This is a genomic window from Pseudomonas sp. TAE6080 (assembly GCF_018732265.1).
Lineage (GTDB): Bacteria > Pseudomonadota > Gammaproteobacteria > Pseudomonadales > Pseudomonadaceae > Aquipseudomonas > Aquipseudomonas brenneri.
In genome coordinates this window covers 72256-90865 of the sequence record NZ_JAHIDY010000016.1, presented here as the reverse complement: position 1 = coordinate 90865, position 18610 = coordinate 72256, and the positions used below count along the sequence as shown (strand labels likewise).

Genomic DNA, 18610 nt, shown 5'->3' with positions numbered 1-18610 from the left:
TTCAACGCCTAGCCGCATCGAGAATTTGACATGGATGTCCGACAGTTTGCCTTCCTCGCCCGCCAGCCCTCTTCGGCCTTGAAGCGTCGTGACACCTTCTGTGGCGTGCCCAAAAGTGGCCTGGCGCTGATCCTGGCCAACGCGCTGTTCTGGCAGCCGCTGCTGGTCCAGGCCGAAGGCATCGTGGTCAGCGGCCCCGGCACCACGCTGGGCGCGGCAGGCAATGGCGTGCCGGTGGTGAACATCGCCACCCCCAATGGCAGCGGCCTGTCCCACAACCAGTTCAAGGACTACAACGTCGGCGCCAACGGCCTGATCCTCAACAACGCCACGGGCCGTACGCAAGAAACGCAACTGGGCGGGATCATCCTCGGCAACCCCAACCTCAAGGGCGGCGCCGCCAACATCATCCTCAACGAAGTCAACGGGGGCAGCCCCAGCCAGTTGCGCGGCTACACCGAAGTCGCGGGCCAATCGGCCAAAGTCATCGTCGCCAACCCCTACGGCATCACCTGTAACGGTTGCGGCTTTATCAACACCCCCAACGTCACCCTGACCACCGGCAAACCCATCCTCGACAACGGCCGCCTGGACCGCTACCAGGTCGATGGCGGCGCGGTGAGCATCGACGGCCAGGGCTTGAATGCCGACAACGTCGACCGCTTCGAAATCATCACCCGCTCGGCCAAGATCAACGCGCAGATCAATGCACGCAACCTGACCGTGATCGCCGGGCGCAATGACGTGAATGCGCAGACCTTGGACGCCACGGCGCGTGCCGATGATGGCAGTGCCAAGCCAACACTGGCGATCGACTCCTCGGCGCTGGGTGGGATGTATGCGGGGGCGATTCGGTTGGTGGGGACTGAGGCTGGGGTGGGGGTGAAGCTGGATGGCACCCTGGCGGCCAGTGGTGGTGATATCCAGTTGGATGCCAGTGGGCGGTTGACTATGGCGCAGGCCAAAACCGAAAGCGGCGCGATCAACATCAAGGCCGCCAGCGTGCAGACCCAAGGGGCGGTTCATGCTGCCACCACCCTGGATGTGCAAAGCGCTGGCGATCTGCACAACCAGAACAACCTGAGTGCCCGGGACCGCATTACGTTGACCAGCGGCGGGCAGCTGACTAACAGCGGGATTGTCGAGGCTGGGGTCAACCTGGACCTGAGTCGCAACACCTCCGGCGACCTCAGCCTCAGCGCGCAAGCGATCAATAACAACGGCAGTAGTCTGGTCGCCAGCCGCAACCTGAGCGTCAGCGCGGCACAAGCCCTGAACAACCAGGGTGCAACCATGAGCGCTAAACAGCACGCCACCATTAGCGCGGGGATCCTGGACAACCAGAATAAAGGCCGGGTACTGAGCACGGGCAACCTGAGCCTGAATGCCAGTCAATTGCTCAACGACCAAGGTGGGCTGGTCACCAGCAACGGGCCTTTGACCGCGACAGTCGGCCAGTTGAGCAATCGCAGCGGCGAAGTTTCAAGCCTGGGCGCGGCCACGTTGAACATAACCTCGCTGGACAACGTCGCAGGCCTGGTTACTGCCAACCAGGGACTGCGTATCACTGCCAGCGGAGCCATCAATAACCAAGGCGGGAAACTAACCAGCCTGGATACCTTGACCCTCACCGCAGGTGCTGTTGATAACAGTGCCACAGGGCTTATCACCAGCAACCAGGCGTTGACTGCCAACGTTGCCAACCTGAACAACCACACCGGTCAACTGACCAGCGTCAAGGGCCTGACCCTGGACGTGAACAAGGGGCAGTTGAACAACCAGGGCGGCTTGATCCGTGGATCGACGCTGGCCTTGAACAACCTCGTCGACGTCGGCAACCAGAGCGGTGAAATCTCTAGCGCCGAGGCGTTCACTTTCGCCGCCAATAGCCTGGACAACACTGGCGGCAAGTTGCTCAGCGATCAGGGCCTGACCCTGCGCCTGGACCAGGCGTTGACCAACGTCAAAGGCCTGGTCTCGGCCAACGGGCTTGATGTCCGTGCGTTCAGTGTGAACAACAGCACGGGTACGCTCACCAGTGATGCCAGCCTGTCGCTGAACCTGGACGGGGCCCTGGCCAACGACCTCGGCGAAGTTTCCAGCGCCAGCGCCACGCAAGTGCAGGCTGCAAGCCTGGATAACAGCGGCGGCAAGGTCACGGGCAATACCGCGTTGAACGTCGATGTACGTGGCGCGTTGAACAACCGCCAGGGTGTGCTTGGTAGCGGCCAAACGGCATCGATCAAAGCCGCCAGCCTGGATAACCGCGACACCGGCAAAGTGCTCAGTGACGGTAGCCTCACCACGCGTATCGCAGGGCTGCTGGATAACCAGAATAACGGCCTGCTTTCTGCCAAAAGCGCGATGGATGTGCAGGCGGGCAGCCTCGATAACCGTGGCGGTAGTTTGAGTGGCAAAGACCTGTTGACCCTGAACACGGCCAGCCTGGATAACCGTGGGGGCAAGGTCAGTGCCGACAAGGACATGCAACTCAATGTCGGTCAGTTGGACAACCAGGCAAAGGGCCTGATCAGTGGGCAGGCGGCGATCCATTACTTGGGCACGACCCTGCGTAACCAAGACGGTTTGCTCAGTGGTGTAGGGCCGGTACGCATCGACGCGACGACCGTGGAAAACGCCAGTGGGCGTATCTCCAGCCAAGGCGATCTAACGGCCAACGTCACCCATTTCAATCAGCAAAAAGGTGAGCTGGTTGCACAAGGCAATTTGCGCCTGACTGGCAGCACGCTCAACAACAGCAGCGGTGGCCTGATTGGCGCGACAAAAGCGCTAACCCTGACCGTCGATGACATCAACAACCAGGCCGGGGCAATCTCCAGCGCCATGGACGTGAGCCTTGCGGGCAGCCATTTGAACAACAGCAGCGGCAAGCTGTTGGCCGGTACCGACCTGGGACTCAAGGTGGCGCAAGTCATCAACCAGAGTGCAGGTTTGTTGTTCGGTAAAGGCAAGGTGACCCTGCAAGGCCAGAGCCTGGACAACAGCGGCGGCACGGTTTCTGGTCAGCAAAGCCAGAGCCTGACGTTGAGCGGTGATCTGAATAACACCGGCGGTCTGCTCACCAGCGAAGGCACTATCACCGTCACGAGCGCCGGGCTGAACAATACGTCGGGCCAGGTATCGAGTGCCGGGGCCATGGCGTTGAGCACCACAGGTACATTGACTAACCAAAAGGGCGCAGTGACCAGCGGCCAGGGCTTGACTCTTAACAGCGCGAGCCTGGACAACCGTACCGGCACAATCAGCGCCAAGGCCGCTGCGGGTATTACCACCGGGGCCTTTGACAATAGCCAGGCCGGCAAACTGATCAGCAATGACACCCTTGATCTGAAGGCCGCACAAGTAAGCAATGGTGCGGGCAGCCGCATCGCCAGCGATAACGCGCTGACCGCCAGTGTCAGTGGGTTCGACCAGCAGGGCGGGCAGATCTACAGCAAGACTTCACTGAGCCTGGACCTCAATAACGGCCAACTGAACAACCAGTTGGGCTTGATCAACGCGCCGTTGCTGATGCTTAAAAACCTCAACGGGGTCAACAACCAGGGCGGTGAGATTTCCAGCGCCCAGGCGTTCGCCCTGACCAGTAAAAACCTGGATAACAGCAACGGCAAACTCATCAGCACTCAGGCTCTGACGCTGCGCATCGATCAGGCCCTGAGTAACATCAAAGGCTTGATTTCTGCTGCTGCGCTAAAGGTCCATGGCGCCAGCCTGGACAACAGCAGCGGCATGCTCAGCAGCCGTGGGGAGTTGGGGGTTGCGGTCGGTGGCGCTTTCAAGAACCAAAGCGGCTCGGCGATTGGTGATGGCAACGTGCAACTTGCAGCTGCCAGTCTGGATAACCGCGATGGGAAGATTTCCAGCAAAGCTGATCTCACGTCGAACATCGCGGCAATCACCAACCAAAACGGCGCCCTGATCGCTCAAGGTGCGCTCGCCCTTACAGGCCAGACGCTGGACAATCAAAAAAATGGGTTTGTGGGCGCCAACCAACGTGCCGACATCAACGTGGGCGCTGTGGATAACCGCGGTGGTGAGATATCCAGCAAAGCTGCCGTACAGCTCACCGGTCAGCGGCTGGATAACAGTGATGGCGGCCTGGTGCTCGCGGCAACTGACCTGAAACTGAATGTGGACAACGTGCTCAACCGTAACAAGGGCCAACTCAGCGGCCAGAGCGGTGTGAGCCTGACAGGCGCCAGTCTGGACAACAGCGGCGGCAGCCTTGTCAGCCAGAAAGACCTTGGCCTTGAACTCAGTGGCGAGCTGAACAACAAACAAGGTCAGGTGAGCAGTGAAGGCCTCCTGACTGTTGACGCCGCCAGCTTGAACAACCGTCAAGGTCGCGTGTCCAGTGCTGGCGCGTTGAACGTCACCACCACAGGCGCCCTGGATAACCAAGGCGGGGAACTGGTCACCGATGCAGGCTTGACGCTGAACAGTGCCAGCCTCGATAACAGCCAGAAAGGCACCCTCAGCAGCACTTCAGCCCTGAACATCACCACCGGCGCGTTCGACAATAGCCACGCCGGCAACGTCAGCACCAGTGACACCCTCGACATCAGTGCAGGGCAATTGACCAACCAGGATGGCGGCCGCCTGACCAGTAACAAGGCCCTGACCGCCAAGGTAAGCGGCCTGGACCAACAGGGCGGAAAACTGTTCAGCAATACCTCTGTTGCGCTGGACCTGAACCACGGTCAATTGAACAACCAGGGCGGTCTGATCAACGGCCCGCTGTTGATGCTGAAAAACCTCAAGGGCGTGAACAACCAGGGCGGTGAAATCTCCAGTGCCCAGGTGTTCACCCTGGCTGCAAACAGCCTGGATAACGCCAGCGGCAAACTGCTCAGCAACCAGGCGCTGACCTTGCGCATCAACCAGGTGCTGAACAACGTCAAAGGCCTGATCGCCGCCCAGTCCATCGACGGCCGCGCCGCCAGCCTGGACAACGGTGGCGGCACCCTGACCAGTCGTGGCGACACGTTGTTGAATGTCGACGGCCAGTTCAGCAACCAGAACCAGGGACTGATCAACGCGGCTAACGTTCTGACCCTCAACAGCACCGGCCTGAACAATCAGGGCGGCTCTGTACTGGGCAAGTCCATTGCCATCGACCTTGGCAGTGCCACCGGCGACTTGAACAACACGTCCGGCCTGATCACCACCGACGGCCTACTGACCATCAAGCACCTGCGGGACCTGAGCAACCAGGGCGGCGAAATCTCCACCGCGCAGAACCTCAACCTCAGTGGTCGCACGTTGGATAACAGCGCCGGCAAACTGATCAGCAACAACCTGCTGACCCTGAGCGGCAATAAGCTGGTCAACCAGGGCGGCCTGATGTCCGGCTGGCAGGGTGTCAGTGTCAGTGGTGTCGACCTGGACAACCGCAACCAAGGCACCGTTTCCAGCCGTTATGGCAACGTCGATGCCACCCTGAGCAACAGCCTGCTCAACAGCGGTGCCGGTGCGCTGGTCAGCCAAAAAGTTCTGAACGTCACCGCAGCCAGCCTCGACAACAGCGACAAAGGCATCCTTTCCAGTGCTGGCGGGCAAACCGTCACCGTCACCGGTCTGCTCAACAATGCCCAAGGTGGGCTGATCGACAGCGGCGCCGCCCTTGACCTGCAAGTGCAAACGCTCAACAACGCAGGCGGCACGGTCAATGCGCAACAGGCCCTGGGCCTGACCGGCACCACCCTCGACAACAGCGCCGGCGCCCTGATCGGCAACGGCGCTGTGACCCTCGACCTGCTTGGCGACCTGACCAACACCAACGGCAAACTCGCCAGTGCTGGTGCGCTGCTGCTCAAACGCGCCAGTCAGATCAACAACCAGGGCGGTCAACTGGTGAGTCAAAGCCTGCTGACCCTGTTCGCGGGCAGCCTGGACAACCGCAACCGTGGCACCGTCGCCGCCAACGGTACAGTGACCGTCACCACCACGGGCGTCGTGCAAAACAACAATGATGGCCTGATCTACAGCCAGAACGCCGACCTGAAACTCAAGGCCGCCAGCCTTGACAACGCCAAAGGCTCGATCCAAAGCCAGACCGCCCTGAACCTCGACATCAGCGGCGCCCTCGACAACCAGAGCGGTAAAGTCATCGCCCAGACCGGCGATGTGGACATCAGCGCCGCGACCATCGACAACCGTGGCGGTACCCTGGCCAGCCTCAAAGGTGCCCTGCAAGCCAAGGCGCTTGGCGGCTGGTTGCGCAACGACTTTGACCTGAACAACAACCGCCAGGCTGGCACCATCCAGGCACAAAGCCTGAACCTGAGTAGCACCAGCCTCAATAACAACGGTGGGCGCATTGCCGCGCAAACCGGCGACACCGACGTCACCACCGGTGCCTTCGACAACCGCGATGGCGGGCTGTACGCCAAAGGGATGGTCAAGGTCATCGGCAGCAGTTTTGATAACAGCGGTGATGTACGCGGCCAGGTGGCAGGCGGGCAGGTTGACCTCAAGCTCAATGGCGGGGCGCTGAACAACCAGAAAGGCATTATTGAAAGTGACACCACCCTGAGCGTCAGCGCGGGCAGTGTGGATAACCAGAAGGGCCAGTTGCGGGCGCTGGGGACGAGTGGCAAGACCGGGTTTCAGATTGGCGGGGTGTTTGATAACCGTGATGGCAGCCTGGAAACCGCCAACAGCGACCTGACGTTGAACGCTGGCAGCTTCCAGAACGTGGGCGGCAGTGTCTTGCACGTAGGGGCCGGTACGTTTGATATCAGTACCGCCAACCTGACCAATACGGGCGGCAACGTTGTCACCCGTGGCGGCCTGACCCTGACGGCTGACAACTGGACCAACAGCAGCGTGATCCAGGCGGGACGGTTGATGGTCAACGTCAACACCCTCAACCAAACGGCAGGGGGCCAGTTGCTGGCTTCCAATAGCTTGGTAGGTAACGGCGGCAACTGGAGCAACGACGGGCTGATTGCCAGTGACGGCAGCCTCCAGTTGACGTTGGGCGGGACCTATAGCGGCAGTGGCCGGGCCAGCAGCCAGGGCACCTTTGGGTTGAGTGCCACGCAGGTAAGCCTGGCCATTCCTGGGAGCCTGGCGGGGGGCGGGACTACATCGATTGATGTGGGACAACTGATTAACCGTGGCCGGATCACTTCTGTCTCTGACCTGAATATCAAAGCCGGTACCGTTCAGAATATTGGCACCTTGGGTGCGGCTGAAGACCTCACTATCACTGCCCAAAGCCTGATCAATGATCGCGACGCGGCAGATCTCAATATTCGTGGTTTCGCCTTCAGTGGTGAAAGCTCGACGTTCAACGTCAATGACTTCACAAATAATTACGGTGAAGTCGTCAGCCTGGGTGGCCTGACAGTGGCAGGTTTTTCCGCAGGTACCTCGGCACAAAGTTTTCGTAACACATCGGGTAATATTCAAAGCACGGGTGATATGACCCTTGCAGCGAATGAAGTGGTGAACGAGCGTGAGAAGTTCCAGCTCAATCAGAAGCTGACATCCGCCAGTCTCAGCATCACTTGCATACAACATTGCGGAGGAGGCTGGAGCGACAGGAGAACCCAGTTAACCCTGAACCGCACAATTGACAGTGTGATCGAGGAAGACTCTCCGTCGGCGACCCTTAGTACCGGGCGTAACCTGAGTATCACCAGCCAAAACTTTTCCAATAAATACAGTGTGGTATCCGCTACCAATGATCTCTCTATTCAGGGCGTAAACATTGTTAATCAGGCGGCGATAGGGGGTTCTGGAACGGGCAATGGTGTGTACACGGCTGCGCCGAAGATTCCCAAGGGCCAGCACAATGCTCTGGTTCAAGCGGTCGCGATCTACAATCGTGATCACCCGCCCAGCTCACCGGTGGATGAGGCCGCCCTTGCAGCACTCCTGGCGAAATTCAATCCGGTGATCTTTGCCGGTATCAATAATCCCATTGAAATAAAAACCAACGGGGTCATCGCCGCCCCCGCCATTATCCAGGCTGCTGGCAACGCCAAACTCAGTGCCAGTAACGACATCAGTAACATCAACGTGCTCAAGACTGCTCTGGCAGTCAACGGTCGCGCGCTCGACACCGCTGTGGGCGATCACAAGACCGCTGTGGTAGTTGTTAATGCACAACTTCCTCCAGATCTTGCCCAGCAACAAATCAACCCAATAACGCTTCCCGGTTTCGATTTGCCCTCGGGCCAGAACGGGCTGTTCCGCCTGAGTCAGCAAGAGAGTAGCGCGCCGGCCACCCTTGCCCCACAAAGCTGGAGCATGGGCAGTGCTGTCATCAATACCGAACAGCGTCAGCAAGCATTACCTATCAGTCCTGGGCGCGAAATTCAGTTGAGTGACGCCAGTCAGGCATCGGCCAGCACCCTGGAGCAGGTTCAGGCCATTCGTCAAAAGATCGATGTTGTCGCAGGTATCGATTCACTCAACGTTGTCGCGCCGGCTGCACCGCTTAGCGACGCTGAACTTCCAGGTCGCACGGTTGCGGCCGATCCTCTGCAAGCGGCGCCCGTAGGGATTCTGGCAACTGCTGCTGATACACAAACCATCAACCGTGTTCAGGGCCTGCCCACCAACCTAGTGTCGTCGCAGCCGCACAAGTACCTGATCGAAACCAATCCGGCCCTTACCAACCTCAAGCAGTTCATGAGCTCGGACTACTTGCTGTCCAAATTGGGCTACAACCCTGATGACAGTTGGAAGCGTTTGGGCGATGGCTTCTATGAGCAGCGACTGATCCAGCAGGCCGTAGTGGCCCGTACCGGGCAACGTTTCCTGGCCGGTGTTAACACCGACGAGCAGTTGTTCAAGTACTTGATGGATAACGCCCTCAAGAGCAAACAGACGTTGGATTTGGCCGTGGGCGTAAGCCTGATGTCAGAGCAGGTTGCAGCCCTGACCCATGACATTGTCTGGCTTGAAAAAAACCTAGTGAACGGTGAGGAAGTGTTGGTCCCGGTGCTGTACCTGGCGCACTCCAATAACCGTCTGGCACCTAACGGTGCGTTGATTGCCGGTAATGACCTCAGCTTGATTGCCGGGAAAAACCTTGATAACGCCGGCACCCTGCGTGCGAGCAACAACCTATCTGCCCAAGCCGATAACGATCTGACCAACAGTGGGCTGATCGAGGCCGGTAATCGTCTGGATCTGCTGGCGGGCAACAACATCGTCAACAAATCTGGCGGCATTATTGCAGGCCGTGATGTGAGCCTGAAGGCGATCAACGGTGATGTGATCAACGAACGCACGATTACCACCTACCGGGAAGATCATGGTAACAACCGCCAACTTCAGCAAGGTTATGCAGACAGCGCGGCGCGGATTGAAGTGGCTAACAATCTGAGCGTTGGGGCGGGGCGCGACGTCAACAACCAGGGTGGTGTTCTGAGGAGTGGTGCCGACATCACTATTCAGGGCGGGCGTGACGTCAACATAACCTCGGCTGAACAGATGAGTCGGGTGAACCTGAACAGCAAAATCAGTAGCCAGGACATCAAGCAATTTGGCTCCGCGCTAGAGGCTGGGCGCGACCTGAAGGTCGGTGCCGGTCGTGATATCAATGCCATCGCCAGCCAGATCGACGCCAAGCGCGACATTGCCATGGCGGCTACGGATAACCTGACCTTGGCGTCGGCGGCGAACGAGCAGCACTCTGGGTATAACTCCAAGAAGCTCAAGATCCAGGAAGACCACGTTCAGCAGGTATCCACCACGCTGAAGGCCGGTGGAGACGTGGCGCTGAGCGCCGGGCAGGATTTGGCACTGATCGCCAGCCGGGTCACTGCGGGTGATGAAGCCTATCTCGTGTCTGGGAAAAACCTTGAACTCAAGTCCGCTGAGGACCAGGACTACAGCTTCTACAGCAAGACCAAGAAGAGTTCATCGGGTAAAAAATTCCGCCTGGATGAAACCGACAGCACCACCAACATTGGCAGCCTGGTGACCTCCGGTGGCAACAGCACGCTGGTTGCCGGGGAAAACCTGCTACTGGCCGGTAGCGGGGTGAATGCCGAGAAAGGCACGGCGAAGTTGGTCGCGGGTGAGGATGTACAGATCCTCGCGGTGAGCGATTCCGACAGCGCCCGCCATGAGCGCAAGCAGAGCAAAAGCAGTTGGGGCGGCTTCAAGTCGAGCAAGGTCCAGGACAAGGTCGCCGAGACGCGTACCACTGCAGTGGGCAGCATGGTCTCCGGTGAAACGGTCAGTGTGGCGGGCGGGCAAGACGTAACAGTCACCGGCTCGGCGCTGGTCAGTACCGCTGACCTGACGGTACAGGCCGGGCGTGACCTGACCATCGACGCAGCACAGAACACCTTCTCGCGCACGGACATGCACAAAGAGAAAAGCCGCGACCTGACCGGGGTGTTGACGGGTAACAAGTTGGGCCTGGACGACATCACGGGCAATCAACACCTGTCGATCAGCAGTCAGAAGCGCAACGGGACGGCACAGGAAACAACCCTGACCGGCAGCACTGTCGGCTCCAGCGCCGGCAACGTCTCGCTGACGGGCGGGCGTACGTTGAGTGTGGTGGCCAGTGATTTGGTCAGCACTAAAGATATGGCACTGGGTGGCTCTGATGTGACCATTGCCGCAGGCACGCAGACGGCCAGCCAAACCACCCAGGAAAGCTCCAGGAGCCTGGCTGTGGGACGAGTTATCGGTGGAACGGTTGTAGATACTGCCAGAAGCATTCGTGACGGAATCGAAGCCGCCAAGGATGCCGATGATCCGCGTCTCAAAGCCGTGAAGCTGGCCCAGGTGGCCTTGAACGCCTACAACCTGGGTGGCCAGGCCATCGATGCCAATGGTCAGAGCTCGGGTTTCAAGGACAAGCAAGGCGGCACGGCCAGCAACGGTTCGCTGATCAAGATCGGCACCGAACTGAGCAATACCCGCAGCAAAAGCAGCAGCGAGTACCACAGTGAAACGGCACGGCAGAGCACGCTCAATGCAGGCCAGGCACTGTCGATTGTGGCCACCGGCAAGGCTGCTGAAACGCAAGGGGATATCCATGTCATTGGCAGTGAGCTGAAGGCGGCCAATACCACGTTGGAGGCTAAAAACGACATCACCCTGCAAAGCGCTCAGAACATCAGCGAGCGGAAAAACGACAGTAAAAACGACAAAACCAGCATCGGCGCCAGCTTCAACATTGGCGAGCAAAACGGCTTCACCCTGGATCTTGGCGCACAAATCGCCAAAAACATGGGCTCTGGCAGCTCCGTGACCCAGGTCAACACCACGCTGGAGACCGGCGCGCTGGTGCTGAACAGCGGCCAGGACACCACGCTGGCTGGCGCCCAGGTACGTGCGGACAGCATCAAGGCGGATGTCGGCCGCGACCTCAACATCGCTTCGCGCCAGGACATCGACACGCAGAAGAGCAAGCAAAGCAGCGCCGGCGCGGGGGCGAGTATCTGCGTGCCGCCGTTCTGCTATGGCACGACAGTCGCGGCGTCCGGCAGCGTGGCAGCCGGGAACATGAACAGCGACTACAAGGCGGTTACCGACCAGACCGGGTTGTACGCGGGCCAGGGTGGTTATGACATCAACGTTGGCAAAACCACCACGTTGCAAGGTGCTGTGATTGCCAGTGAGGCCAGTGCCGACAAGAACCACCTCGACACCGACCGCCTGCTGACCAGCGATATCAAGAACACCAGCAAGATCAAAAGTACCTCGGCGAGCGCGGGCATCTCTGGCAGCAGCAGTAGCGGGCTTTTGATGGCCCCGCCGATGGGCGCCGTGCTGAGTGAATCCGACAGCAGCAAAACCCGGGCAGCCGTCAGCGAAGGCACGATTGTGGTGCGCAACCCCGAGGGCGCCAGCGACCTGGTCGGCCTCAACCGCGACACGCAAAACGCCAACAAGCACCTCGACAAGCCGGATGAAAAGGCCATGCGCGAACGCGTGGACCTGATCAACAGCTCTGCGGACCTGGCGCGCACCATTGGCAGCACCATCGCCAAGGCAAAAGTTGACGAGTCTGAAGACCCCAACAGCGACATCGGCAAAGCGGCCCGGCAGAAGTTGCGGGAAAGTGGGATCACCGAGCCCACCACCTTGCAAGTGAGGCAGCAGGCCGAGCGTGATTACGGTATGGGGAGCAGTTTCCAGCGCACGACGCAAACCGTAACCGCCATCGTGCAGGGGATTGCCGGCGGCAACGTAGGCGCGGCCATCGCGGGCGCTAGTGCGCCCCACCTGGCGCAGTTGGTCAAGGACATGACGCCGGACGATGACGCCGCCAACCTCATGGCACACGCGGTGTTAGGGGCGGTGTTGGCCAGGGCCAGTGGTAACTCGGCACTGGTTGGGGCGAGTGGTGCGGTGGCGGCTGAGGCTACGGCGAAGTTGATCCGTAATCAGCTGTATGGAGATGTGAGTAATGACCAGCTGACAGCGGAGCAGAAACAGACGATCTCGGCGTTGTCGACGTTAGTGGCAGGGGTTGCGGGTTCTGCGGTGGGCAAGGATGCGCTGAGTGCGGTGGCGGCGGCGCAGGTTGGGAAGAATGCGGTTGAGAATAATGCGCTTAGTGATTTGGTGGACGCGGCATCGCAGGGTAAGACGCCCCAGCAGGTCGCTGACGAGCGCGTCGAAGCACAAAACGAACGCTACAAGCAGCAAAACTGTGCCGGAATGAGCGCGGAAGCGTGCTCGGTGAAAATGTATACCCAGCGCCAGGAAGAACTGAAAGATATCCTCACTACAGGTGCGGATTTCGTGCCGGTGGTCGGGGATATCAAGAGTTTTGCCGAAGCTCATAGCGCTCTGGATTACCTAGCAGCAACGATTGGTATAATACCTGGCGCCGGTGATGTTGCCGGAAAACTCATAAAAGGTGCAGAAAAGGCCCTGAAAGCTGGAGATATCGATACAGCGTCGAAACTGCTTAATCGGGCCAGTAATGAGATTCAGGGTGCAAAAGGCGCAGGGCAAGCTTTACGGGAAGTTGAAATTAGTTCTGGTGGTAAAGGTGCGTGGAATAAAGAGTTGAATAAGCCTGTGCCGAATACCGTATATAAAGTCGATGGAAATAAAACCTTCCAAACAGATGGCTTGGGCCGCGTTGAGAAAGTCGAGTCAAATCTTTCATTGACTAAAAATGATCGGAATACATATCAGCAATGTGTGGCAGGAAAGTGTGGCGTCACTGGGGACGAGGGTGGGCACTTGATTGCTAGTATATTCAACGGACCTGGGGAGAGATTGAACCTCCTTCCCATGAATGGGAACTTGAATAAAGGTACTTGGAAAACTATGGAGAATACATGGGCGTCCGCACTTAAGGAGGGCAAACAGGTTAGCGTGAAGATTGAGCCTGTGTATTCTGGCAAAAGTGTTCGGCCAGATAGCTTTAATGTCGAGTATTCAATAGGCGGTGCTCGTCCAAAAGAGATTGTATTTAAAAACTCACCAGGTGGAAATTGATGCGTAATGATGATGATATCTACAATGACATTGGGGGAATTTTATTTGAGATTGCTCCCGACGGAGCCTGTAAAATTATAATGCGCGCACAGCTATCCCAAGAGCTAGATAGCTGTGAGTATGAGTATGACTACGTTGATGAACAAGGTAACGTTGCCTGGTTCACGGCAGGCGGGCGAGCCAATACAGATATTTTAGACCTTTTAACAGAACTGCGTAGTTGGTATGTTGAGAATAAACTTACAGGAGGGCTGCCAGCGTGGAGTGGCTGTGAGGTGACCTTGGACTTAGTTAAAGTTAAAATTAGTATAGACTTTATTTATCCTTGAGAACTAAGTGGCAGGTTTAGATGTAGGGGCTGAGGCTGAATGTGGGGTGTTTTTGAAGTAGAAAAGAGAAAAGGGGACGGATTTATTTTTGCTTCGAGGGTGGCGGAGTCTGATTACGATTTTTCTGGGGTTGTTTTTAAGGGAGATGATTGTCTTGCGGCTTGCGTAGCTTTGCTCTTTAATAATTTGGTTTTGTTTTTGTGTATTCGGAGGTTTATTTTAACTAAGCCATTCGACTAAAATCCGACCTTTTTTGTGATGCTTATATGCTGTAGCAGAAAAAGAAAAATTTATTTTTGTCCCTTTGCTAGGCTATAAGCTCTTAAGGAAGGAGGTTCATTATGCCTAGGATGGGACGTGTCGTTCTACCAAACTATCCGCACCATATTGTTCAACGTGGTCACAATCGTCAGGTTGTATTTGCCGCGCCAGAAGATTACCAACGCTATGTAGGGGATCTTCGGGAACTGAAGGAGGCATTTGGCGTAAAAGTATATGCCTATTGTTTAATGACCAATCATATTCATTTGTTAGTCGCACCAAGCGAGTCGGTTGCTGGTTTGGGGCAGCTTATGAAGGCGCTTGCAGCACGAGCTACTCGTTATCGGAACCGGATAGAAGGGCGGACAGGTACTTTATGGGAGGGTCGCTATAAGTCGAGCGTGGTGCAGTCCGAAAGTTATTTTCTGGCGTGCTGTCGATATATCGAGCTGAATCCTGTTCGTGCCGATATGGTGGCGAGTGCGGCAGACTACCCATGGTCAAGTTATAACGCTCGAGTCGGCTGTTCTCCTGATAACGATTGGTTAGATATTGATGATTACTTTGATGTGCCGGGTGATACAAAGCAGGACAGGCATGAAAGTTACAAGAGCTTCGTAAATCAGGCTGTTTCAAACGATGAGTTGAAAACGATACGTCTGGCTCTACAGCGCGGGCAACTTACTGGAACTACTCGCTTCACCGATGAGGTCGAGCGTATCGCAGGAATCCGAATCGCATCTCGAGGGCAAGGTAGGCCACGGCGCGATAGATAAAAATAAATCTGTCCCCTTTTTTCTGCTTTTTTCTGTCCCCTTTTTTCTTTTTTGTCCAATACATCTTGCCTGATGGTTCGCGAGTTCGGGTGATGCAGGCGGATGGTCGAAGTCCCCAGCGCGCATCATTCGAGAACGCTAATGGCGGACCTGTTGATCCGACTACTGGAAAGCCGCCGCAGCCCCCGCAAGGTTTATCGAAGGCTGAACGGAAGCAGTGGATTAGAGAGCGTACGCATATTGAACAGGTGGACTAAATGATGAATACACTCTTGCAGGCTGTGGCTCTTTTGTTGCCTATGAAAATTGAAAGAGTATTTTGGGATGGCGATACTTTTATGCTTTTTTCGGCGGGTTGGAGCTTTCGGACTGAGAGTGCGTGGCGTGTGTCTAAGGGGGGGAGTTGCTGTTCGCTTGTTGGGATGACGATGCCCTTGACCATGTTTCTGAGTTTTTAGGCTTATCCATTGTTGAGGTAGGTTGGCTTATTGATGCTCAGCCAATTGATCCATTTTTTAAATTATCTGACGGCCGCGTCTTGAATGCATTTTGTTCGTCATCAACTGAGCCTTGGCTTATGGAGTTCTCGGATGGGGCCGTTTATTTAGGGAATACTTAATTTTATAAAGTTTTCTTGGTGCAAAAGGCGTTAACACACCACTAGGCTTGGACTAAAAGGGGACAAGGGGACAGATTTATTATTAGGAGTAAGAAAAATTATTTTATGGAGTGGGATTTTTCCTTAATTTTTTAGGAAATTTCCTATTTTGCTTGCTCGTCATTCCTACGACAATCGCGCGGTTAACCCGCCTTCCCAAGCGTATTTTTAACACTGAATTATGATTTTTGTTATTAATCAATCGGTTAGTTGGCTCTCCGGATGAGCCTTTCACGAGATTAAAAAACGCAGTGCCAACAACCTGCCCGCCACTGATCGCGAACCAATTGTGCAGGCCATTGATCAGCTCAATACACAGGTCGCCGGGTAGCGGCAGGCGAGGGCCAATTAGGCCATTACGGTTTTACACCTGCAACCACCGAGATAGTGGGCGGATTTGCCCGTCATACATGGAGTTTTACATGAAGCCAAAGCCGTTTAAAAAAAGCCTGCTGGCTTTGATCGTTGGGGCAATCAGTACCCAAGTGCTGGCCGTTGAAGTGGATGTTGGCCAAGGCAAAAGTACCTTGAGCGGCGGGATATTTAGTGAATCACTGACCTTCACCGGAACGGTGACTCAGCCCACGAACGTGACCGCTAGCCAAGGCATTAGCAATTGGATGGGAGTGAGTGTCGCCGATACGAGAATTCAGGGTTCGTTGATCAATCGTGCAGATATTATTTTGGATGGTCAGGGTCGCGATATCCGAGGGTTTGCCGTGGACCCATCGCTGCAACTGACTGCCAATCCAGGGAGTAGCACCGTCACTGGTGATGTTATCCAGGCAGCTAACATCACCCAGAGTAACGGGGCGTTTCAAGCTTTTGAGATTGGTGCTACTACGATTGGCGGGAGCGTGATCAACTCCGGGACCATCCAGTCCACAGCCCCAGTATCCAATCCCTGGACTTTTCGCGATGGTATTCGGTTGCATGGCACCACGGTGGCGGGGGACGTTTCCAATACCGGCGTGGTACGAATGACGGGCGTTAACTCGCTTGCTATGGTGCTGGACCGAGGAGGCCTCTCCCCAATCAGCATCGGCGGCAAGATTCTCAACTCCGGTACGTTGTCTGTCACGGGCGACGACTCCTGGGCTTTCGAGGTGGAAACCCCTACATCTCCCTTGAGGATCGAAAACAGTGGCCTGATTTCCGCGAACGGCGCAGCTACCGCTGGAGTGGTGTTTTATGACGGCACTGTCGATTACATCCTCAACACCGGCACGATCGAAGCAAAAGGCGAAAAGGCTGATGCTTTTGACTTCCACGGAGCAACTTTCGCTCAGAACAGTGCGCCCGGCTCTCGCGGTATCGTCAACCGAGGCATCATCAGTGCCGATGGCGTAGCCATTTATGCCGATATTGACGAGCAAACCTCCCCCTTCGAAATCAACCAGCAAGCCGGTGAAATTCGCAGCAATTCCGGCACGGCCATCGATGCTGCCAACCTGGCGAGCCTGAACTGGAGTGGCGGTAAAATCGTCGGTGATGTGCTCGGTGTCACGGGTGTGAATATCACCGGTCAGGCGGACTTTACCGGCAAGAGTATTGCCAGCCCGGTGTCGATCAATGCAGGTTCGTTGAACCTGTCTGACGCCGGCACCGCGATCACTGGCGGCCTGAATGTGGCCAGCGGTGCCGGGGTGGATATGCGCCTGTCCAACAGTGTCGTGCCGACCACGCCTTATTTGACGGTCAACGGCGCGGCGAATTTCGCCCAAGGCTCCAACGTGACCTTGAGCGCCAAGCCCGGTGATTTCACCGCCGTGCCTAGTGGTATTGAATACACCCTGCTGCAAGCCTCCAGCGTGCAAAACAATGGCCTGACGGTCGCCAGTAGCTCGTCGTTGCTGGATGTATTCAGCTACTCGGCTGATGCGCAAACCGTCAAGGCGGTGGTGGGCTTGAAGAGCGATGAGCAGGTGCAGGAGGATCTGGGGGGCGTAGGTGCTGGCGCGGCGTCGGTCACTGCACTCAACGAGCTGAAGAACGAGGTGTTGGGGCAACTGAGCGAGGACGACGCGGTGTTCCAGGCCGTGGCCAACGCCGGCACTGCCCAGCAACTGGCGCAGATTGGCGAGCAGCTCAAGCCGGACGTGAACCGTGGCGCGCTGGACGTGGCGTTGTCTGGGCAGACCGTGATCAACGGCGCGATCCTCAATCGCCTGGCCGGTCAGCGCGATGGCAGTGAGCGTGGCGGTGTATGGGTGCAAGGCCTGAGCAGCAACATGGACCAGGACGGTCGCGGTGGCGACAACGGCTACTCGGCCAACAGCAGCGGTATGGCGGTAGGTGTGGACGGTCGCTTGAACGACGCCACCACTGTGGGGGCGGCGTACAGCTACCTCAACTCCAACATTCACTCGGACCTGGGCAACAAGACCGAAGTGCAGGGCAATGCCCTGTCGCTGTACGGCAACTGGTCGCTGCAAAACTGGTTTGTCGATGGCAGCCTGAGCTACGGCTTCAACGACAACGACAGCAAGCGCCACGTTGCTGGCACCACGGCCAAGGGCAGCTACGACAGCCGGGCGTTGTCGGCCAGCGTGCTGGGCGGCTACAGCTTCAAGCCGTCGGACAGGGTGCTGATCGAACCGCGTGTAGCGGCGCGTTATTCCAGCGTGCGTATGGATGGTTTCAATGAGAAGGGCTCTTCGGCAGCGCTCAGCACTGGTTCGCAGCGCTATGAAGTGGGCGAGTTGGGGGCGGGCGTGCGCTTGGCGGGCAACCTGCCGTTGGGCGCCGGTACCCTGCAACCGGAAGCGACCTTGATGGCCTATCACGACCTGATGGGTGGTCGCGTGGCGCAGACGTCGAGCTTTGTGATGGGTGGTTCGGCGTTTACCGTCACGGGCGCTTCGGTGGCACGCAACAGCTACGAAGCCAGCCTGGGCCTGAATTATCAAGTGTCGGCGCTGACGGTGGGTGCCAGCTATACCCGTCAGGCGCGTAGCGGGTTTGACGCGGATGGGGTGATGGTCAAGGCGCGGTATGCGTTTTAAATAGACAGCGGGGAGCAGACCACGGTTGAGTTTTGACTCGTGGTCGGATCCCTGTTTTCGCCCCGTTGTAATTCGTTGGAAGAAGCCAACAAAATGCCGAGTCCACCGGTGGACCCGTCATCG

Annotated in this window: 4 protein-coding genes; all 4 read left to right on the top strand. The window is 57.1% G+C overall.

The genetic code is table 11. From position 1 onward, the window contains the following. The first annotated feature begins 30 nt into the window (after window positions 1-30). The 4 genes from KL786_RS14215 (at window position 31) to KL786_RS14200 (ending at window position 18487) form a co-directional block, all read left to right on the top strand. Complete coding sequence (locus KL786_RS14215) at window positions 31-13458, top strand: two-partner secretion domain-containing protein (RefSeq protein ID WP_215518009.1); 13428 nt, start codon at window positions 31-33, stop codon at window positions 13456-13458. Beyond that, window positions 13458-13787, top strand: a complete 330-nt coding sequence (locus KL786_RS14210; protein ID WP_215518008.1) for a hypothetical protein — start codon at window positions 13458-13460, stop codon at window positions 13785-13787. Before KL786_RS14215 ends, KL786_RS14210 begins: the two co-directional genes overlap by 1 nt. Window positions 13788-14128: 341 nt before the next feature. Next, entirely contained in the window at window positions 14129-14824 is a 696-nt protein-coding gene (locus KL786_RS14205) for a transposase (protein ID WP_215518007.1), read from the top strand. Between the two features lie 1080 nt (window positions 14825-15904). Then, on the top strand, window positions 15905-18487 hold the full coding sequence (locus tag KL786_RS14200) for an autotransporter family protein (protein WP_215518006.1): 2583 nt from the start codon (window positions 15905-15907) through the stop codon (window positions 18485-18487). The last annotated feature ends 123 nt before the right edge of the window (window positions 18488-18610 follow it).

Bases quoted from the DNA above. Each gene is read 5' to 3' on its own strand.
- KL786_RS14215 (WP_215518009.1), top strand. From the start codon at position 31: ATGGATGTCCGACAGTTTGCCTTCCTCGCCCGCCAGCCCTCTTCGGCC.
- KL786_RS14210 (WP_215518008.1), top strand. From the start codon at position 13,458: ATGCGTAATGATGATGATATCTACAATGACATTGGGGGAATTTTATTT.
- KL786_RS14205 (WP_215518007.1), top strand. From the start codon at position 14,129: ATGCCTAGGATGGGACGTGTCGTTCTACCAAACTATCCGCACCATATT.
- KL786_RS14200 (WP_215518006.1), top strand. From the start codon at position 15,905: ATGAAGCCAAAGCCGTTTAAAAAAAGCCTGCTGGCTTTGATCGTTGGG.